Annotated in this window: 20 protein-coding genes; 17 read left to right on the top strand and 3 right to left on the bottom strand. The window is 41.9% G+C overall.

Features of this window, described 5'->3' with window-relative positions; all coding sequences use genetic code 11:
• Nucleotides 1-362: 362 nt before the first annotated feature.
• Nucleotides 363-608: a hypothetical protein gene (locus RMY32_RS08595; protein WP_322713382.1), complete on the bottom strand. Its 246-nt coding sequence runs from the start codon at nt 606-608 to the stop codon at nt 363-365.
• 128 nt (nt 609-736) lie between these two features.
• Between RMY32_RS08595 and RMY32_RS08590 the strand changes: the two genes are divergently transcribed.
• The 10 genes from RMY32_RS08590 to psb35 all read left to right on the top strand — a co-directional run bounded on the left by RMY32_RS08590 (nt 737) and on the right by psb35 (nt 10,402).
• Nucleotides 737-1,681 carry a hypothetical protein gene (locus RMY32_RS08590; protein WP_322713381.1) on the top strand — a complete coding sequence of 315 codons (945 nt, stop codon included), beginning with the start codon at nt 737-739 and terminating at the stop codon, nt 1,679-1,681.
• 45 nt (nt 1,682-1,726) lie between these two features.
• Nucleotides 1,727-1,855, top strand: a complete 129-nt coding sequence (locus RMY32_RS08585) for a hypothetical protein (protein ID WP_322713380.1) — start codon at nt 1,727-1,729, stop codon at nt 1,853-1,855.
• A gap of 740 nt (nt 1,856-2,595) precedes the next feature.
• Nucleotides 2,596-3,825, top strand: a complete 1,230-nt coding sequence (locus tag RMY32_RS08580; RefSeq protein WP_322713379.1) for a tetratricopeptide repeat protein — start codon at nt 2,596-2,598, stop codon at nt 3,823-3,825.
• A gap of 93 nt (nt 3,826-3,918) precedes the next feature.
• Entirely contained in the window at nt 3,919-5,505 is a 1,587-nt protein-coding gene (cobA, locus tag RMY32_RS08575) for a uroporphyrinogen-III C-methyltransferase (protein ID WP_322713378.1), read from the top strand.
• Nucleotides 5,506-5,618: 113 nt separating this feature from the next.
• Complete coding sequence (gene coaE / locus RMY32_RS08570; RefSeq protein ID WP_322713377.1) at nt 5,619-6,215, top strand: dephospho-CoA kinase; 597 nt, start codon at nt 5,619-5,621, stop codon at nt 6,213-6,215.
• A gap of 242 nt (nt 6,216-6,457) precedes the next feature.
• Complete coding sequence (locus tag RMY32_RS08565; protein WP_322713376.1) at nt 6,458-6,763, top strand: hypothetical protein; 306 nt, start codon at nt 6,458-6,460, stop codon at nt 6,761-6,763.
• A gap of 493 nt (nt 6,764-7,256) precedes the next feature.
• On the top strand, nt 7,257-8,411 hold the full coding sequence (locus RMY32_RS08560; RefSeq protein ID WP_322713375.1) for a KamA family radical SAM protein: 1,155 nt from the start codon (nt 7,257-7,259) through the stop codon (nt 8,409-8,411).
• A gap of 113 nt (nt 8,412-8,524) precedes the next feature.
• Nucleotides 8,525-8,911 (top strand): SET domain-containing protein, encoded by a 387-nt coding sequence (locus RMY32_RS08555; protein WP_322713374.1) that lies wholly within the window; start codon nt 8,525-8,527, stop codon nt 8,909-8,911.
• A 90-nt stretch (nt 8,912-9,001) separates the two neighbouring features.
• Nucleotides 9,002-9,991, top strand: a complete 990-nt coding sequence (locus tag RMY32_RS08550) for a D-alanine--D-alanine ligase (protein ID WP_322713373.1) — start codon at nt 9,002-9,004, stop codon at nt 9,989-9,991.
• A gap of 183 nt (nt 9,992-10,174) precedes the next feature.
• On the top strand, nt 10,175-10,402 hold the full coding sequence (gene psb35, locus RMY32_RS08545; protein ID WP_322674798.1) for a photosystem II assembly protein Psb35: 228 nt from the start codon (nt 10,175-10,177) through the stop codon (nt 10,400-10,402).
• 126 nt (nt 10,403-10,528) lie between these two features.
• Here the strand turns inward: psb35 and RMY32_RS08540 are convergent, their stop codons facing one another.
• A complete protein-coding gene (locus tag RMY32_RS08540; RefSeq protein ID WP_322696418.1) occupies nt 10,529-10,969 on the bottom strand; it encodes a cyclic nucleotide-binding domain-containing protein in 441 nt (146 codons plus the stop codon).
• 587 nt (nt 10,970-11,556) lie between these two features.
• On the opposite strand from RMY32_RS08540, the gene RMY32_RS08535 reads away from it, so the two are divergent.
• From RMY32_RS08535 to RMY32_RS08525, 3 genes are all read left to right on the top strand, one after another.
• Complete coding sequence (locus RMY32_RS08535; protein ID WP_322713372.1) at nt 11,557-12,231, top strand: cadmium resistance transporter; 675 nt, start codon at nt 11,557-11,559, stop codon at nt 12,229-12,231.
• Nucleotides 12,232-12,233: 2 nt separating this feature from the next.
• Nucleotides 12,234-12,356, top strand: coding sequence for a hypothetical protein (locus tag RMY32_RS08530; RefSeq protein WP_322713371.1), 123 nt, complete (start codon nt 12,234-12,236; stop codon nt 12,354-12,356).
• Nucleotides 12,357-12,471: 115 nt separating this feature from the next.
• A complete protein-coding gene (locus tag RMY32_RS08525; RefSeq protein WP_322713407.1) occupies nt 12,472-13,143 on the top strand; it encodes a pentapeptide repeat-containing protein in 672 nt (223 codons plus the stop codon).
• 592 nt (nt 13,144-13,735) lie between these two features.
• On the opposite strand, the gene RMY32_RS08520 is transcribed toward RMY32_RS08525, so the two are convergent.
• Nucleotides 13,736-15,421: a SulP family inorganic anion transporter gene (locus RMY32_RS08520; RefSeq protein WP_322713370.1), complete on the bottom strand. Its 1,686-nt coding sequence runs from the start codon at nt 15,419-15,421 to the stop codon at nt 13,736-13,738.
• A gap of 357 nt (nt 15,422-15,778) precedes the next feature.
• On the opposite strand from RMY32_RS08520, the gene RMY32_RS08515 reads away from it, so the two are divergent.
• The 4 genes from RMY32_RS08515 (at nt 15,779) to RMY32_RS08500 (ending at nt 18,647) form a co-directional block, all read left to right on the top strand.
• Nucleotides 15,779-15,982 (top strand): hypothetical protein, encoded by a 204-nt coding sequence (locus RMY32_RS08515; RefSeq protein WP_322713369.1) that lies wholly within the window; start codon nt 15,779-15,781, stop codon nt 15,980-15,982.
• Nucleotides 15,960-16,166: a type II toxin-antitoxin system HicB family antitoxin gene (locus RMY32_RS08510; protein ID WP_322713368.1), complete on the top strand. Its 207-nt coding sequence runs from the start codon at nt 15,960-15,962 to the stop codon at nt 16,164-16,166. The genes RMY32_RS08515 and RMY32_RS08510 overlap by 23 nt, the downstream gene beginning before the upstream one ends.
• On the top strand, nt 16,163-16,375 hold the full coding sequence (locus RMY32_RS08505) for a type II toxin-antitoxin system HicA family toxin (RefSeq protein ID WP_322713367.1): 213 nt from the start codon (nt 16,163-16,165) through the stop codon (nt 16,373-16,375). The genes RMY32_RS08510 and RMY32_RS08505 overlap by 4 nt, the downstream gene beginning before the upstream one ends.
• A gap of 283 nt (nt 16,376-16,658) precedes the next feature.
• Nucleotides 16,659-18,647: a S8 family serine peptidase gene (locus RMY32_RS08500; protein ID WP_322713366.1), complete on the top strand. Its 1,989-nt coding sequence runs from the start codon at nt 16,659-16,661 to the stop codon at nt 18,645-18,647.
• Nucleotides 18,648-18,966 lie beyond the last annotated feature (319 nt).

Here is an 18,966-nt window from a genome sequence, read left to right as displayed (position 1 = left end):
ACTCGCAGTAAAAATTTACAATTCCCTCTTAATGTCATAGCTCCCCAAAATTTCAGACCAGTTTTTTGTTGCAAGTTCCTTTTGCAAGGAACTCTTCATAATTCTTCCAGAAACCGCTTCGATGCCTAGGCTGACCACTATGGTAGCCACTATTTGTGCAGGCATAGGTAACCAAGAAAATAAAAAAAGCGAAACCAGAACTTCTAGACTGAGCCTAAAAACCTTTGATAACAATAGTCGAGAAATTAGGTTAGATCCGGGCATCATTTACTCTCCTAGTTAAGACTCAGAGCGTTGATTCATACATACCTGAAAAGATTCATCGCAGTCGCAATTAGTTGAGGACTGACCTCTAGAGAGTTTTAGACAATACGATCTGAACCACAAGAGTGATCGGGATCAAAAGCAATTCCCTCATCAGAAATATCAATTCCTGCATCGGGAGAGATTAAACCCAATGTGCCGATTGCCAAAGCAGTGTCTTTAGTTGCAATAAGACCACATCTAAGTGCCTCGCCAGCGTCTTTGCCATCAAGAACAGCTTTGGCGGCGACACCGACACCAACTAGTCCAGCGATTCCGGCAGCAATAGGAAGATGAGCAGCCATCAAATTTCTCCTTTCATTGCGTTGTTGTAAGTATCTTAGCTGCTAAATACCGGCGTGATGGCCTAGTCTTGGCTCACTTGTACTGAGCTAAACTAGGTGCAGGCATCATTTAATCAAGATTGCACGCGATGGAAAGTCGGAAAGCGTCTCAGGACGGCGTAAATAAAATTAAGAACTCTGTTAATGCAATTAGTAAGCGTGAAGGGCGGGGAAAGCAGAGTCATCTTTGGCTTATTGAAGCTACAAAAAAAATGAATCCGGATTGGAATTGGAATCAGAACTCGAATTACCCGTCTGGCATTAGCCTCACAACTTGGAAGTGGTTTCGATCTGGCGCAAAGTCAATTAACGCAGGTGCCTTCAACGCTTACTGCGTAGTGCTTGGACTTGATCCAAACGAAATAGCAGAGTATCCACCCAATTCTTATGGATTTATCCGTCCTCCAGAGGCAAGAAGCGTATTTAATGATTACTCAGGAGATCGCGTGGTGGATGAGCTATGGGCAGATCCATTATCAAAGAAGCACGGAGGAACAGCCGATAGCTACATCAAAGCAAATGTTGAAACTGCTGAGCCAGGGAGTAAAGACGAAGTGTCAGTCTTTCTAAACATCAAATTTGTGAGGCAGGGGTGGGGTGCAAATATCACAATTCGATCAATGAACGATACTCCAGTGAACGCCTCAAAATTTCAATTTTTGCACTTTAAGATCCGTTCTCCCAACCAGGATTTTGTCGGTATTAGAGTACGATTAACTGATGCAAATAATGTTTCCTGGGGGTATGGAAGAAGCGACTTAGCATATGATAAATCAAAAAAATTTTCAACTTCATCCGATGCTTGGTCACAATCTATTCAACTGCCCCTAGATGTGCAAAATTGGTTTCATTTCCGCTATGACGGATATCCCATAAGTATCGGACAAAGACCTAATTTTGAAGCTATCCACCTTGTTACTTTAGAGGTTGGGTTTGAGCCAAAATCAGAAGAGCCTACTTGCGGCTTAACAGGATTTTCTATGACTACTGCAAGAGAGGGAGAAATTCATATTAGCCCTATCGGATTTAATTGATGAAACTTGAGGAGGCAATTCTGGTTGTATGTTGAGAGTGCGCCCTTGGCATTCAACAAACTGTTCCACCGTCTCAAGTCTGGGATTGCCTGTCTTCTCCACCTCAACTCGTTGGGGCATGAAATCGGTGAGTTTGCGATCGCCCTTCTGATGGGAGCAATGCGATTTTGTTAGATGACCCAAAAAAAGTGCGATCGCTAAAAATACAATCTAAGTAAAAAGTAATTTTATTTACACAAATTTTATCCTTTTACACACAAAATTATCTTGATGAGATATCTCAAGAAGACTACTATTATGTCATTTGAGGATTATTCCCAACTATAATCAGTTTTTTATATTTAGTATCAATTACAGCAAATAGTAACTGAATATGAGAAGTAAAGTATAAAATGTATTAAACAGTTTGAAGTTTAATAAAGGAATTAAAGATAGAACCACAAAAATTATCCCAACTTCCAGCTATCCATTGACAACGCAGATGTAACATAATTTCTGCATTTCCTTGCAACCAAATCAACGAAAAACAACGGAAAATTCTTTTTAAAATCCTTGATTTTCCGTTAGGACTCTATCAATAAGCTGGCACTATTAATAATCAGTTCGCTTAACTCAAAACCTTGCCTACCAAGGCTTGTATCTTACCAGGCAATGATTTTATGACTTGTGTATACACCGTAGCTCCCAAGGTTAGGAGAAGGACTTGGAAATTGTCTCTTGTGTACAAATAGACAATTATATGAAAGTACACTTGTATCAAGTTAGCTTAATCACTTATAATTCCTGCTAGAACCCCGCCAAAGCGACGCTTTTGCTCCTGTAAGAGTAAGGAAGGGCTAGGATGGGGTATTTTGACGATCGCAATTAGCCGAACTTGATATTTAGATGTAAACCAAGCAGGTAAGGTAAGAAAAATGCTGAAAAACAAGAATCTACTGGTAGCAGCTATTATCTGCTTGTGTTTGAGTAATGGGAATACTGCCTTTGGTAAAAATGTTTGCGTTATTTTAGCAAAAATTCACAACTCTACTCAGTCCGCAGTTATTCGGAACAAAAACGCAGTTGCTAACTTCGAGCAAGGAAGCAATCTCTATAAACAGGGAGATTTAAAAGGAGCAGAGGCGGCTTTTCGGAAGGCAATTGAACTAGAACCCAATTTTGCACAAGCTTATATTGCCTTGGGAAATACTCTCGACGATCGCGGTAAACCACAAGAAGCGATCGCTCAATACAATAAAGCCATTAGCCTCGATCCTCAAGACTCTAGAGCATATTTTAATCTAGGTTTGACTTTAGCAAGACTGAATCAATTAGAACCTGCGATCGCCCAATACAAAAAAGCCATCAGCCTTGAACCCAAGTATCCTGAAGCTCACTATAACTTAGGAAATGCTTTCTACGCTCAAGGCAAGCTAAAAGAAGCAGTTGCCGAATATACAGCAGCAATTCGCCTCAAACCAGATTATGCACCAACTTACACCCGTTTAGGAAATGCTCTCTACGATCGAGGTGAGCTAGCAGAAGCAGTTACTCAGTATAAAAAATCTATTAGCTTCGATCCCAACTATGCAGACGCTTACTATTACTTAGGAAACGCCTTGTACGCTCAAGGAAAGCCAGCAGAAGCAATCGCCAACTATACCGAAGCCATTCGCCTCGCTCCGAAAAACCCAGCAGGTTATAATGCCTTGGGAAATACTCTGTACGCTCAAGGCAAACTAGAAGAAGCGATCGCACATTACAAAAAAGCCATCAGCTTCGCTCCCAACTATGCAGACGCTCATTATAATTTAGCAAGTGCTTTTTACGCTCAAGGCAAGCTCACAGAAGCAATCGCTGGCTATACCGAAGCGATTCGTCTCGATCCCAAACACGCACAAGCTTACACCGGTTTGGGAAATGCGATGGACGATCGAGGTAAACCTCAAGAAGCGATCGCACATTACAAAAAAGCCATTAGCCTCGTCCCCAACGATGCATTCACTTACTATAATTTGGGAATCACTTTAGGAAGACAACAACAGTCAAAAGAAGCGATCGTTAATCTCAAAAAAGCCAGAGAATTATTCCAAGCTGAGAAAAACAAGGAGATGATTGAGCAAGTCGATCGGCTAATCCAAAAAATTAATACCCAAACGGATTGAATAAAGGGATTCGGGACTGGGGACTGGGGATTGGGGACTAGGAAAGAAGCAGGGAAGAAGAACTATTAACAAATGACAAATGACAAATGACAAATGACAAATGATAGAGGCAAAGTCTACCTCGTAGGTGCTGGGCCTGGAGATGCGGCATACCTAACAGTAAAAGCTTACAAACTCTTAGCTGCTGCTCAAGTGCTAGTCTACGATGCTTTAGTAGATGCTCAATTATTGCAGTGCGTACCAAATGATTGTCTGAAATTGGATGTCGGGAAACGCGGTGGCAAACCCAGTACAAGCCAAGCCCAGATTAACAAGTTACTAGTAAAACACTGTCTGCAAGGAAAACAAGTTATACGGCTCAAATCAGGCGATCCTTTAATTTTTGGGCGTTGCATTTCCGAAATTGAAGCCTTGAAAGCATCCGATTGTGATTTTGAATTAGTACCAGGAATTTCCTCAGCCCTTGCAGCACCCTTATTAGCAGGAATTCCCCTAACAGATCCGGTGTTAAGCCGCACTTTTGCAGTGCTTACAGCTCACGAACCAGAGGTTTTAGACTGGGAAGCACTGTCACGCTTAGAGACATTGGTAATTTTGATGGGAGGGCGACATCTACGAGAGATTGTAGATCGACTGATGCGGCATGGGCGATCACACATAACACCCATTGCCATCATCCGTTGGGCAGGAACTCCCGAACAACAAATTTGGACGGCGCAACTGGGCAATATTCTAGAACAAACCGCCGGATTATCTCTTTCTCCGGCGGTAATTGTGATTGGCGAAGTTGTTGGGCTACGCAAGTACTTACAACCTGAGAAAATAGATTGTCAGGTTTCTACTACAGGCAAAACTTTTAGCCCCCCTGCTATGTCAAGCAATTTCCCCTTATCTCCCCTTACTGGTAAAATGATCTTGGTAACACGCTCAATTGGGCAATCGAGTCAATTTAGCGATCGCCTCATTGCATCAGGTGCAACAGTCATCGAAATGCCTACCTTAGAAATCGGCCCCCCCTCCAGTTGGGAAGCTTTGGATCATGCGATCGCTCATTTATCTGACTTCGACTGGTTAATTCTTACTTCTACCAATGGCATAGACTACTTTTTTGAAAGGCTAACTACCCAAGGTAAAGATAGCCGTGCCTTAGCTGGCATTAAAATTGCCGTCGTTGGTGAGAAAACAGCCCAAAGTCTCAAACAACGCTCTCTGCAAGCAGATTTTATTCCCCCCAACTTTATTGCCGATTCTTTAGTGGAAAATTTCCCAGATCAATTAGATGGTAAAAAGGTGTTATTTCCCAGAGTTGAAAGCGGCGGCAGAGAAGTTTTAGTTAAGGAATTAATTCTCAAGGGAGCAAAGGTGATAGAAGTTGCGGCATATCAATCTTGTTGTCCTAGTAGTATTCCACCTGCGGCAAAGTTAGCTCTCCAAAACCGCAAGGTAGATGCAATCACCTTTGCCAGTTCTAAAACTGTACAATTTTTCTGTCAACTTACTAATAGTATATTTGCCAACAATGATGCTAGCCAATTATTAGAGGGAGTTTGTATTGCCTCTATCGGCCCCCAAACCTCTAAAACTTGCCATGATTTATTCGGACGCGTGGATGTAGAAGCCGAAGAATACACTTTAGATGGTTTAACCCAAGCACTGATCGCATGGGCGACAAATTCTTAGATGAGGGAGCAGGGGAGCAGGGGAGTAATGAGTAATGAGTTGGAGCAGGGGAGCAGGGGAGCAGGGGAAGAAGAATTATTGACAAATGACAAATGACAAATGACCAATGACAAATGACAAAACGCATAATCGGCTTAACTGGTGGTATCGCCACAGGCAAAACCACTGTCACCAATTATTTGGCTAGCACTTATAACCTGCCGATTTTGGATGCAGATATTTATGCTAGAGAGGCAGTATCTTTAGGTTCGCCTATTTTGGGTGCGATCGCTCAACGTTATGGCGAACAAATTTTACTACCAGATGGCAGCCTCAACCGCCAAAAGCTAAGCGAAATTATCTTTAATCGTCAAGATGAACGCAACTGGATAGAGGATTTGATTCATCCTACTGTGCGCGATCGCTTCCTCAAAGCCATTACTCAGTCTTCGTCACAAATACTGGTGTTAGTAGTGCCTCTATTATTTGAAGCTGGAATGACTGATTTGGTAACAGAAATCTGGGTAGTGCGGTGTTCTCAAGAGCAACAACTACAAAGATTGATACAACGAAACCATTTAAACAGAGAACAGGCACGTGCCAGGATTAACAGCCAATTATCCATCGAAGAAAAAGTGGCTCATGCAGATGTCGTTTTAGATAACTCTTCTACCCTAGAAGTACTACTGAAGCAGATAGATGTAGCTCTAGCTACGACAAGTAGTGACTAAATTATATTAATTATTAAAATATATACATATATGACATTTTCAAGACATAAAAAGCTTATTAATTAATACTAGATAGTTAAGCAAAAAACTTATATCTCACCAAATCTTGTCCAACAGTTAGGTGATTTTACAGTTGAATCTGCGTTTAATAGTACTGTAAATTTAAAAGAATGGCTTTTAAATAAATTATAAGTTCTATTTTTTAAATGTTTTTAAGTGCCTTCTCTTCAATCATAACAGGTATGAACTTAAGTTTTAGTTTGTTAAATAAATTAGCTTTGGTGATCTCGCCAGCAACAGAATTAAAACAAAAGAATAAAATTCATGATTACAGACAACAAGTTTGTGGAGGCGACTACATATTTGAGCGCCTCAATGAAGGAACAATCGGCTACATGACTGGAGTAGGGAAAAGCGTTAAAGCTTGCGATCGCATTATTTTACGAGAAGGTTGTGAATCTTATCAATATCAAGTTGAAGAAATTGATTATTACTCCGCTCCATCTGATATGTGGATAGCTTTACTCAAGCAAATACCGAATGACTAAATATAAAAGTTAACCAGTTGCTTCAATTCTAGACTTCAATACAGTTTAAAATTTCGAGTATATCATTTATCGAACAGAATTCAGGAGTCAGGAGCGGAGCGTCTTTGGCTTCGCTTCTGAATTCTTCTTCAATCTAGTTGTCTTCTTGGCACAATCGCGATCGCCTAACGTAATCAAATGTAACGTAGCTGGCTGGATTATCTACACAAGTTGTAGATTGAGCGATCGCTACGCTCGCAGTATAAGTATAGTTAGTATAGAAAAATACTTGTTTTGAATAAAATAAATTCTTTTATTTTACCTAAAAATCTAAGTAAACATACTAATACACTGTGAGATAAATTTGCTTACCTTTAACAAGGGACTTGGGTAGGGGCAATTCATGAATTGCCCTTACTTGTCTGCTTGCTTAATTGAGATGGTAGCTGGATTTGCGCCGCACTCTGTTAGGCTGTGATTGGTTTATTATTCTCAGCTTAATTTCGATTTAATCATGATCAAAAACATTACTTTAGATCCTCTAGTAACTGATATTCGGTGTGAAGAAATTTGTCAGATTTTGGGAGAGACTTACAACCAGGAACACTGGAACGATTGGCGCTGGCAAATGCGGCATCGGTTGACTAAGCTGGAACACTTTCAGAAGTTATTCAGGCTTAGTGCTACCGAAGAACAGGGACTTTTAATTGCACCAGAGAAGTTTGCTGTAGCTGTAACTCCATATTTTGCATCACTACTCGATCCAGAAGATCCCCTTTGTCCGCTACGGTTACAAGTGATCCCACGGCAAGAAGAACTAATAGTTAGTCCAGCAGACATGGTAGATCCATGCGGTGAGGATGGCGACACTCCAGTACCAGGACTCGTACACCGCTATCCTGACCGAGTGTTGCTGCTTGCCCTAGACAGCTGCGCTGCTTATTGTCGTTACTGCACCCGCTCTCGTTTGGTGAGCCAAGGTGAGATGTACCCAGTAACGCGGCGGTTGGATGCGATCGCCGCTTACCTGGAGGAACACACCGAGATCCGTGATGTACTAATTTCCGGTGGCGATCCTCTATTGATGGCTGATGAACCTTTAGACAATTTGCTGAGGCGGCTGCGTGCCATTAAGCATATTGAATTTATCCGCATTGGTTCCCGGGTGCCGAGTTTTTTACCGCAGCGAATTACACCTGAACTGGTTGCCTTGCTACGTAAACATCGTGTGTGGCTATCTTTGCACTTTTGTCATGTGCAGGAACTTACCCCAGAAGTGGCACAAGCTTGCGATCGCCTCGCTGATGGCGGCATTCCTCTAGGCAGTCAAACCGTGCTGTTAAAAGGTGTGAATGATTCTGAAAAAGCCCTGAAGAATCTGTTTCACGGTCTTCTGAAGCTGCGTGTGCGACCTTATTATCTTTATCAATGCGACCCTGTTGTTGGGACTGCACATCTGCGAACGAGCGTGCAAACTGGGCTTGATTTAATTTCTCAATTACGCGGTCATACTACTGGCTACGCTGTCCCAACCTATGTAATTGATGCCCCTGGTGGCGGTGGCAAAGTGCCAATTCAAGCCGAAACTTTAGTTGCTTATGAGAATGGTACTGCTACAGTGCAAAATTGGGCAGGTAAGACGTACACCTATGTAGATCCAGTAAAGTAGGTTTAACCCTATATATAAGTTGCTTGCCATCATCAAAAAGGGTCTAGTTGGAATAGGTTCTATTGAGTTCTTGGCAAACCAAAAAACTAAGTAATTGCAGGAGATTAGTTGGAATGTTGATTGTTGGTAATACAAACCTAAAAGGTCGAGGTGTCTTCGCACAGAAGCACTTTTTCAAAGGAGAACTCATTGAGAGAGTGCCAGTTGTTGTTATACCCGCAGAACAGGTTGAATTCCTAGATCAAACAATTTTGGGCAACTATTACTATGATTGGGAAAATAAAGCTGCGGCGATCGCTCTAGGTTTATCTTCCTTGATCAACCATTCCTACAATCCCAATGCTTATTATGTGAAAAAATTCGCTGACCGAGAGTTGGATCTGATTGCCTACCGAGATATAGAAGTGGGAGAAGAAATTACTGCTAACTACAACGGTTCTCCTGATGATAAATCTCCTATATGGTTTGATGTTGTTGATGAGATATTTTCACTTAATTAAGGATTTATTAATCGAAATTCTTTAATTAAGATATTTGATTTGTACGTTAAAGCTAACAGAGAAAGCTTTCTCACTGGGAATTATCGGGCTATGGGGTTATTCATTGGTCTGTGTTATGACCTGAAGGCAGATTACCTTCAGGCTGGTTTCAATGCCTCTGAGGTGATGGAGTTCGATGATGAAGAAACCATCATCGGGCTAGAAACTGCACTATTGCAGTTAGGTCATCAAGTTGAACGTGTCGGTAATGGTAGAGAACTTGCTGTACGTTTGGCAAAAGGCGATCGCTGGGATCTGGTTTTCAATATTGCTGAGGGTTTAAAAGGTCGTTCTCGTGAAGCTCAAGTCCCGGCAATCTGCGAATTATTCGCTCAAGCTTATACCTTTTCCGATCCGCTTACCTGCGCCCTGACGTTAGACAAGGCACTAACTAAGAGAGTAGTGCGCGATCGCGGTTTGCCGACAGCTCCCTTTGAGGTCGCGAATACTACCGCAGAGGCAGCAGCTGTGTCGTTGCCAATGCCACTTTTCCTTAAGCCTATGGCGGAAGGCAGTTCTAAAGGGGTAACTGGGCGTTCTCTTGTCAAAGAACGCGAGGAGCTAGTCAATACTTATCAAGTGTTACACGAACTTTTTGGGCAACCAATACTCGTGGAAACCTTTCTTCCTGGTAGAGAAGTAACAGTAGGCATTATTGGCAACGGTAGCAACTCACGGGTAGTAGGTGTGATGGAAGTAATTTTTACAGGTCAAGTGGAAGCTTTTGCCTACACCACCCTCAATAAAGATGAGTATTTGGAACGGGTATCTTATCGTTTGCTCATAGATCCCGAAGCACTAGCAGCACAGGCAAGGCAACTAGCGCTGGATGCTTACCATACTCTTGGTTGCCGTGATGCTGCCCGTGTGGATCTACGCTGCGATCCTAGTGGTGTGTTGCAGTTTATGGAGGTTAACCCATTGCCAGGGCTACATCATATCCGCTCAGACTTACCAATGATCGGACGTTTAGGTGGTATGACATATACAGAAATCATTGCTGAAATAGTCGAGTCTGCATGGCAAAGATATAAATGCTGAAAAATAGGCAGTGGGGCAGGCTGACAGGTGCAACAAACCTATATATGTCAGCGACTTCCTCCTCTCCTCTGCCCTTTTTTATGCAATATGAAGTTGCTCAAACTAAACTACAGAGGGATGTTAGGTGATACGCTCATCTTATAGGGTGTTCAATAGTGTTACCTGACTGTGGAGAATATACTCATGAATTTATTATTTATGCAAACAGCAGCACCAGCTATAGATGCTGCTCCTCATTTTCCTGTTGCTTTTACCTTGGTGTATGTCGTTGGTTTTGTTGCTGCTGTCACCATTGGCTCAATAGCTTGGTACAACTCGAAACGCCCCGCAGGTTGGGAAAGCAAAGAACGTCCTGATTTTGTGCCTAAAGTTGATAAAGAAGAAACTCCGGGTGTGGGTGAACCTAAATAATAAGCAGTGATCAGTGCTGAGTTTAATAATCAAACTTACAGCAGTTTTCATTTATTTTGAACCACATTTTAGATCATTCAGAAGCCTTGTAGAGACGTAGCAGTGCTACATCTCTACATTTGCCTATTAACTCCGCAAAGAGCTTACATTCATATCGTCGTTCAATCTGCGAATCAAACGGGATAACTCACGAATGATATTCACCGCAATTTCGGGAGTTTCTTCGATCGCATCATATAGTTGCTCTTGCGTCAGTTCTAAAAATTCACAAGGTTCCAAAGTCGTGGCAGTCGCAGATCGAGGTTGAGTATCGAATACTGCCATCTCACCAAAATATTTTCCCTGTTCCACCTCTGCCAACTGTTTATTCCCAATGTGAACTTTAACTCGACCGGAGACGACAATATAGAGCGATCGCCCTTCTTCTCCCTGTCGAAAGATCGTGTAATTAGCTGGGAATGACAATTCGTTCATCACTGAAGTGAGCCGCACAATAAAATCATCCCGCAATTCCTTAAAAATCGGGACTCGCCGGACAAATAATAAACGGTCAACACTGGTTAGCATAATTACAATTTAAAATTCAACATTACTGAACATCTCAAAACTGAAGTCAGAGGGCGATTAGTCATATTACCGATGTTGAATGCTAGCCGTCAAGGATATCCGAGCCTTTATCATCTGACAAGGGTTCTCTTCAATAAGAACGATTGCATAGAAGTTTCTCAAACAATAGCTCAGTATTCAATACTACTGGTTTTGTGCATTTTGAACTCAGAATTTAGTTTCGGGAAAAGGTTAAAGGTTTTTTCTTTCCATTTTTCCCTCACGAGTGTCAATGGGTACAAAGCCCAAAACATCTAGTAATTTTGTCAATCACTTTTATTTATCATTTTAAAAAACAAGAGTATTTGCTCTTATTTGGCTGAAAGCCATAATATAGACTTCATGAGCTCCCAAGGTACCTTGCTGAGAAAAAAATCACCAATTTGATTGGAGGCAACGCCTCTAAAAATTGGGTCATTGGCTGATAAATAACGAATATCGCTCGGTTGTCGTTAGAAAAACAGTCACAAAATCTCCTTATCTGCCCTCAGATCGAGAAGCAGAGAACGATTAACACAAACAGCATTGAATTACTGTGAGCAACAATTATGGCTTGGCTAATTAGTACATTATTGATTGGAATCTCTGTCGCTTTTGCAACTACCTTTGACGACAACTTATATTTGACGGCTTTTTTTGGGAAAGTCAATCGTAGCTTTCGTCCTAAGCATATTGTTCTCGGTGAATTTCTGGGATTTACTACCTTAGTATGTGCTAGTCTCCCTGGTTTCTTCGGCGGTTTAATTATTCCTAGCAGCTGGATTGGTTTACTAGGTTTACTTCCCATTGCCATTGGTATCAGTCATCTCATCAGTCGAGAAGAACAAGAAGAGACAGTGCAAGCGGTATCAGTTGACTTAACCTCTCCGGTAAAATCTGGACGCCAGAAGAAATCACTATTAGCAACCATCCGCGATCCTCAAACTTACCGTGTTTCTGCTGTCACCATTGCCAATGGAGGAAACAACATTGGAATTTATGTACCGTTGTTTGCCAGTAGCAATCTTCCAAGTTTGGGCGTAATTCTATGTGTTTGCTATTGCAGTATTGGGATGTGGTGTTTACTCTCTTACAACTTGACTCGTAATCCTCTGATGACTCCCGTTTTAACTCGTTACGGTCGCAAAATCTTCCCCTTTATCTTAATTTACTTGGGACTGTCTATCTTAATTAAAAGTGAAACATATCGTCTTTTACCTAGTCTGGCAATGCTTGGGAATTAGGTATGAAGCGATTGCTCCCCCTTGAGTGGACGCTCCACGCGATCGCAATTTTTGATGATGTAAGCAAATCAGCGATCGGTTCCCATCCAAAAAGATTTATTAATCACTTGAATTTATCAATATGAATAACAATAATATTTGCTCTTATCAATCAACTTATCTAAAGTGAAAATAAAGCACATTATCGATGGCTCTTATAAAAGCAAGTCCACCAATAGGAATCAGATCGTGAAGGAACTAATGAATCAATCCAACTCTAAAAAATTAACTCAGTGGCTCGTAAAAGCAGTGTTTCTGGTAGTTTTAGCGGGATTTACTCTACTTATCCAGCCCAGCGCTAGAGCGCAAACACTAACACCATCCATACCTACGGAATCTGAACTAGCTCCAGTTGAATCACCAATAGAGCCTGTAACACCACCAGTAATATCTCCGCTTCAATTACCAATAGAGCCTGTAACACCACCAGTAATATCACCAGTTGTATCGCCAATAGTGTCAGTAGCAGATAACCTTAGACATTTATTACAAACTAATGAATGTGTCGGCTGTAACCTCGCTGGGGCAATGTTAAAGGATGCAAACCTGCAAGCAGCAAACTTGGAAGGTGCTAACTTACAAAATGCAGACTTAGAAAGAGCTAACTTACAGCAAACAAACTTACAAGGGGCTAACTTTCAAGGAGCAGATTTAGGCAAGGTAAACCTTTGGGGAGCAAACCTAGTGGGAGCAAACCTATTTGATGCAGACTTAGAGAAAGCCAACCTACTGGGAGCAAACCTGCAAACCGCTAACCTACAAAACGCAGACTTGGAAGATACAAATCTGACAAATGCAAACATCCAGGGAGCGAACCTAATAGGCGTTGATTTGGAAGATGCAATCAGACCGGAAGGATTTGCTATTCAGTGATTAAACTGAAGTTCTCCATACAAGTTGAATAAAAAATATCAAAAGCCTGATTCAGCAATGAATACAGGCTTTAATTAATTCGTAATTCGTAATAAATAGACTTCTTGGCATTTGTAGGGAAAAGAGTAAGGGGGGAATAGCACTAAGATAAATCCAAAGTCTTGTGTTGCCTCGTTCCCAGCCTCCAGGCTGGGAACCCATTTTGCGAGGCTCCGCCTCTTCTTTCTTGACCAGAGGCAGAGCCTCTTGGAACTCGTTCCCAGTCTTCAGACTGGGAACGAGGTTAAACAAGACTTTCGACTTTTCTTAGTGCCATTCGGGTAAGGGGGAAAGGGAAAAGGAATAAAAAACCTTTCCCCTTTTCCCGCCTCTTGCAAAAGTTACTTCTGCAAGAGGTCTAATGTAGATGCAAAGGGGCTTGCCGCCGGTTAGTACAGAGACGCAGAGAACGCAGAAAGAGGAGAAATAAAGAGGATGTTTAAAAAGTTTTTTTGGTAACATCAAAGCCTTTTCTCAGAAGTAAAGAGGTTTCGAGAGGGCTTTCTAGGATATTTTGTGACTTTTCAAACATTCTCTTAATGTCAAAATATTTTCAGTCAATTAATTCCAGCAATTCTTTTGTTTTCAAATCAGCTGCTACAGGTTGAGAACATGCAATCTGAGGAGAGATAGAGCAAATCGCCTCTGTGGTTGTTTCAAAACAATTTGACAACCCAATTGTATTTAACAATCCTGTACGTTTTAGTAGTTGTTGGACTTCAGGTTGTAAACCTGTGAGAATTAAGCGGCAATTGTGCCGTTCCAAGTCATGATAAATATCCTCTAAGGCTACTAATCCAGTTGTGTCCATATTTGGCACAAACCGCAACCGGAGAATTAAATACTTTACTTCCGGTTCATCGCGGAGGAAGGTAGCAAACCGTTCAGCAGCACCAAAAAATACGGGGCCATCTACCCGATAAACGGCAATTTCTTTACCTAATTCCAAAGGAGTACCGGGGGGAAATACTTCTGTTTCAGGTATTTTGGCTAGGCTCAATTCGCTCATACGTTTAATGAACAAGGCTCCGGCTGCAATCAATCCCACTTCGACAGCGAGAACTAAGTCAAACAAGATTGTCACTAGCCAAGTGAGAATCATTACAGCAAAGTCGGAGTAGGTAGCACGCATCAATAAACCAATGGCTTCCCACTCAACCATCCGCAGGCTAACCACCATCAAAATCCCAGCCAGTGCTGCTAAAGGAATCTGTGCTGCTAAGGGTGCTAAAGTTAAAACAATTATGGCTAAGACAACACCGTGAATTACGCCAGATAGTCGGGTTTTGCCGCCAGAACGGACATTCACAGCAGTTCGAGCGATCGCACCTGTGGCAGGAATACCACCAAAAAATGGCACAATCATATTAGCCAAACCTTGACCAATTAATTCGCGATCGCTATTATGTTTCTCGCTGACTGTCATCCCATCAGCTACTACCGCCGATAGCAACGATTCAATACTCCCCAGTGCAGCTAAAGCCAAAGCCGGGTTAATTAGTTCTCGAATCACACTAAAATCATTCCAGTGGGGAATACCTTGAGGCATCGGTAAAGATTGAGGAATCGTGCCAATTGTTGGTACATTTAGATGCAAGGAAGAAGCGATCGCAGTTGCTAACACCAATCCCACTAAAGAACCTGGTATTGTTGTATTGATCCTCGGCCACAAAAGATTGGTGGCAATCACCACAACAGCTAAAGCAACTGCTGCCCAATTAAGAGCTTCTACATGAGTTAGACTTTGCCAAAGTCCCGGTAAAAAATGTTCGCTACGCGGTAATTTTAAACCAAAGAAATTATTTAACTGACCACAAAAAATAATCACGGCAATACCATTAGTAAAACCTGCCGTCACCGGATAAGGAATAAACTTTACTAACTGTCCAAGTTTGGCAACCCCCAAGGCAATCTGGATAATCCCAGCCATCACCCCAGCAATCCAAACTTTCTCAAGGCCGTACTTGGCGACAATTCCCACCAAAACTACAGCCATTGCACCTGTTGGCCCTGTAATCTGTACTGAGGAACCACCAAAAAATGCGGCGACAATTCCCGCCACAATCGCGGTGTAAAGTCCCGCCTTCGGTTCCACACCACTGGCCACCGCAAAGGCTAAAGCCAAAGGCAATGCCACCACTGCTGCTGTTAGTCCTCCCGTCAAATCGCCACGCAGTCCACTAAACAATTTACCCAGCGGCAAAAGCTGTGGTTCTTTGAGGATATTAGATGTTGCCATATCTTGATTTTCAATTCTTATACACAATTTGTTGAAGCACACACAAATGTTATTCCATCTTTTCGGTAGATTTCATCAGGGTTGTTGATAATTCCTTGATTGCACATGGGTTTTGGTTCAAGTTAGCCTATTTACTGATTAATAAAAGCGCAGGCTTGCTTGACATAATGGATATAGTGTGTATATGAAAGTTGGCGATCACTACCTAAAGTCTCAGTTACAGAGATAAATTTCTGCTTTAATCCAAACGCACAGCAGCTAGCGCCAGTACAGCCCAAAAATTTGATATTTTAACAAATAAGCCTATTTTTAGTATTCACTTTATAATTTATATGAGTACAAATTTGATAAATACTAATGTTGCAATCGATTGAAGAAGTGTATAAAAACGGTAATATACAACTTTCAGAATTACCATCTAATGTGTCAGAAAGCCGTGTTATTTTAACTTTTTTACAACCAGAAAAATCTCCAATCCAAAAGCAGATAATGCGGTTCGGTATGTTTTCTGAAAATAAACAATCAACAAAAAAGACTTATGAACTTCACGATAGAGATTGAACAAGAAGAGGATGAACGCTTTCTAGCAGAAGTGATTAATTTTCCTGGTGTACTGGCTTATGGGCAGACACGAGAAGAAGCAGTTGCTAGAGTTCAAGCATTAGCTCTGCGTGTCTTAGCAGATAAGTTGGAACATGGAGAAGTAACTCCAAAGCTAGTCAGCGTTTCATTTGCCGCAGTATGAGTGAGTGGTCTAGCACAAAGGCAAAGCGTGTCCTAGCTGCTTTGCTGCGTATTGGTTGGGCGATTAAACGCCAATCAGGTTCGCATAAAATTCTGACACGCCCTGATTGGGCTGATTTTGTGTTTGCTTTTCATGATGGTCAAGAGATTGGGCCTCGGATGTTAGCAAGAATTGCTAAAGTCACAGGTTTAACACCTGAAGATTTGTGATGACAGTTTGAATTTTATATAAATAAGCTTGGTGGATTTGAGTATTTCGGCTTTTTATGCTTCACGAGAAGTTATACCAATTCTTTATTTAGCGCAGCTTTATAAAGAATTGGTATTAGATAGATTAAATTCTGTATCGTAATACACACATAACACATGAAATCAGAAGCATCCATCAAGTAAATGTAAGCCTACGATGGGTATAGCAAGCTTAAAAAGTAAGGCATAATACGGTTTCCCAATACCCAATTGCCAATTTTTAAAACATTTAGGAGACTAAACAATGGTTCAGGTTCGCTATGGTGGACAGAATGGCCAACAGTATGAATTTGCTATCAGTAACGAACACGTTGTAGTGCGTACCGAAAGCCGCAGCACGATTGTCGGTGCAAGATCCTTTGAAGTCGCACCTGTATCACCTACAGCTCGTAGCATCCTCAATCAATTTGAGTTAAAAACCCGGTTTCGGCAAGCCGGTGTAGAAATTTTGCAAGCGAAAGTTCCGAATCAGGGTGTCGCTTTGCGCGATCGCGCCCGTGAAATTCTCAACAATGAATCTGAAGTCCAATTTGCCGGACGCGTCTTAATCGATCCAGTATCCCAACAACCTGTAGTTTATACTGAAAACCTTTTTGTTAAACTTGATAGCGAAGAAGAGTTAAGGGTCTGCCAAGAGGTTTTAAGACGTTACAACTTAACAATTAAACGCCAACTTGAATATGCACGAAATGCTTACTTTGTCAGTGCCCCTACCAATACTGGTATAGCCGTCTTTGACATCGCCGAAAGACTTCTAAATGAGGAATCAGTTGAACTGTGCCATCCCGAACTAGCGCGCGAGTCACGCCAACGTCAGATTTTCCCGCAACAATGGCATTTAAAGCAAACAACAATTAATGGTAAGACAATTAACGCCCATGCCAACGTTGAAGCCGCTTGGAAGTTGAGCAATGGCACTGGCACAACTATTGCAATTATCGACGATGGTGTGGATTTCGATCATGAAGAGTTCCGTTCTTCTGGCAAGATTGTTGCCCCACGTGATGTCACGCGTAAAACGAACAATCCCAGACCAGGAAATGATAATAACCACGGTACATCTTGTGCAGGAGTAGCTTGTGCAAACGGCAATTTTGGGGCATCTGGTGTAGCACCGGGGGCAAAACTGATGCCGATTCGTTTAGCTTCGGCGCTGGGATCGCAGGATGAAGCAGATGCTTTTGTTTGGGCGGCTCAAAATGGTGCTGATGTTATTTCTTGTAGCTGGGGCCCCGCAGACGGTACTTGGTTTGAGCCAGACGATCCCGCACACAAGCAAAAAGTACCTTTGCCTGATTCCACACGACTTGCTATAGATTTTGCAATCAATAAAGGGCGCAATGGCAAGGGCTGTGTAATTTTATTTGCAGCTGGCAATGGTAACGAAAGCGTTGATAATGACGGCTACGCCAGCTACCAAAAGATAATTGCAGTGGCAGCTTGTAACGATTACGGCACGAGAAGCGCTTACAGTGACTTCGGTCAAGCGGTTTGGTGTGCCTTCCCCAGCAACAATGGTGATATTTCTCAAACCACTGGAATTTGGACAACCGATCGCTCTGGTGTACTTGGTTATAATTCGGGTAATCGAAATCTGGGTGAGGCTTTAGGCAACTATACAAACGAATTTGGCGGAACTTCTAGTTCCTGTCCAGGTGCAGCAGGTGTAGCAGCCTTGATTCTTGCCAGAAACCCAAATCTGCGTTGGGATGAAGTGCGAGACATTATAAAACGCTCCTGCGATCGCATCGATTCAGCTGGAGGTAAATATGATGCCAATGGTCGCAGCCCCTTTTACGGTTACGGTCGAATCAATGCTCTCAAAGCTGTAGAATTGGCCAAGCCACCGCAAACATCACCCATCAGCAGATTCCAAGCAGTGCAAGATGTGCCAATTAACGATTTGCAAACATCAACATTATCGGTGGCGATCGCTAATACCACCCTCCTAAAATCCATCAAAGTTAATGTAGATATCGAGCATACTTATATTGGGGATCTTATAGTTACTCTTCTTCCCCCAGTGCAAACAGGCATACTTCCCATAAATCTGCACGATCGCCAGGGCGGAGCTACAGATAATATTAAAACAACTTATGACGAGGTAAATACCCCTCAACTTGCTGCCTTTAAAGGTAAAAGTCCCCAAGGAACCTGGACTTTAGAAGTTGCAGATAAATCTGAAGGAGATACAGGAAAAATTCGCAGCTTTACCATTGAAATGGGATTTTAAACCCAGCGTATTAGACATAAGAGTGAAAAATGAATGTAGAGACGTAGCACTGCTCATAGCCCGGATTTCTCACAAAGAGATAAGAAAAGGGTTAAAAAACTGCGAAAATGCATATATGATAAGCATTTCACCAGCTAAGTGTAAACACAATAAAAGACAATTATCTCCGTCGGATCGATAATACCAATTCTCTATGAAGATGCATAGAATAAAGCTTCATGGAACAGAGCTTCAAGGATAAAATCATAACAGGTCAAACAGGAGATTAACTCGGAAGACATTTGAGCTAACTCATGTTTAATCCGTTGGCGCAATTCCT

The organism is Nostoc sp. ChiSLP03a, assembly GCF_034531215.2.
In the GTDB taxonomy this organism is placed as follows: domain Bacteria; phylum Cyanobacteriota; class Cyanobacteriia; order Cyanobacteriales; family Nostocaceae; genus Nostoc.
The sequence above is the reverse complement of the archived record's forward strand: the minus strand, read 5'-3'. Positions and strand labels throughout refer to the sequence as shown.

Excerpts from the sequence above, each read along its gene's own strand:
- RMY32_RS08525 (WP_322713407.1), top strand. The coding sequence starts at position 12,472 with ATGAATCAATCCAACTCTAAAAAATTAACTCAGTGGCTCGTAAAAGCA.
- coaE (WP_322713377.1), top strand. The coding sequence starts at position 5,619 with ATGACAAAACGCATAATCGGCTTAACTGGTGGTATCGCCACAGGCAAA.
- RMY32_RS08510 (WP_322713368.1), top strand. The coding sequence starts at position 15,960 with ATGAACTTCACGATAGAGATTGAACAAGAAGAGGATGAACGCTTTCTA.
- RMY32_RS08520 (WP_322713370.1), bottom strand. The coding sequence starts at position 15,421 with ATGGCAACATCTAATATCCTCAAAGAACCACAGCTTTTGCCGCTGGGT.
- RMY32_RS08565 (WP_322713376.1), top strand. The coding sequence starts at position 6,458 with ATGAACTTAAGTTTTAGTTTGTTAAATAAATTAGCTTTGGTGATCTCG.
- RMY32_RS08540 (WP_322696418.1), bottom strand. The coding sequence starts at position 10,969 with ATGCTAACCAGTGTTGACCGTTTATTATTTGTCCGGCGAGTCCCGATT.
- RMY32_RS08560 (WP_322713375.1), top strand. The coding sequence starts at position 7,257 with ATGATCAAAAACATTACTTTAGATCCTCTAGTAACTGATATTCGGTGT.
- RMY32_RS08515 (WP_322713369.1), top strand. The coding sequence starts at position 15,779 with ATGTTGCAATCGATTGAAGAAGTGTATAAAAACGGTAATATACAACTT.
- RMY32_RS08595 (WP_322713382.1), bottom strand. The coding sequence starts at position 608 with ATGGCTGCTCATCTTCCTATTGCTGCCGGAATCGCTGGACTAGTTGGT.
- cobA (WP_322713378.1), top strand. The coding sequence starts at position 3,919 with ATGACAAATGATAGAGGCAAAGTCTACCTCGTAGGTGCTGGGCCTGGA.
- psb35 (WP_322674798.1), top strand. The coding sequence starts at position 10,175 with ATGAATTTATTATTTATGCAAACAGCAGCACCAGCTATAGATGCTGCT.
- RMY32_RS08530 (WP_322713371.1), top strand. The coding sequence starts at position 12,234 with ATGAAGCGATTGCTCCCCCTTGAGTGGACGCTCCACGCGATCGCAATT.
- RMY32_RS08500 (WP_322713366.1), top strand. The coding sequence starts at position 16,659 with ATGGTTCAGGTTCGCTATGGTGGACAGAATGGCCAACAGTATGAATTT.
- RMY32_RS08580 (WP_322713379.1), top strand. The coding sequence starts at position 2,596 with ATGCTGAAAAACAAGAATCTACTGGTAGCAGCTATTATCTGCTTGTGT.
- RMY32_RS08505 (WP_322713367.1), top strand. The coding sequence starts at position 16,163 with ATGAGTGAGTGGTCTAGCACAAAGGCAAAGCGTGTCCTAGCTGCTTTG.
- RMY32_RS08555 (WP_322713374.1), top strand. The coding sequence starts at position 8,525 with ATGTTGATTGTTGGTAATACAAACCTAAAAGGTCGAGGTGTCTTCGCA.
- RMY32_RS08550 (WP_322713373.1), top strand. The coding sequence starts at position 9,002 with ATGGGGTTATTCATTGGTCTGTGTTATGACCTGAAGGCAGATTACCTT.
- RMY32_RS08590 (WP_322713381.1), top strand. The coding sequence starts at position 737 with ATGGAAAGTCGGAAAGCGTCTCAGGACGGCGTAAATAAAATTAAGAAC.
- RMY32_RS08535 (WP_322713372.1), top strand. The coding sequence starts at position 11,557 with ATGGCTTGGCTAATTAGTACATTATTGATTGGAATCTCTGTCGCTTTT.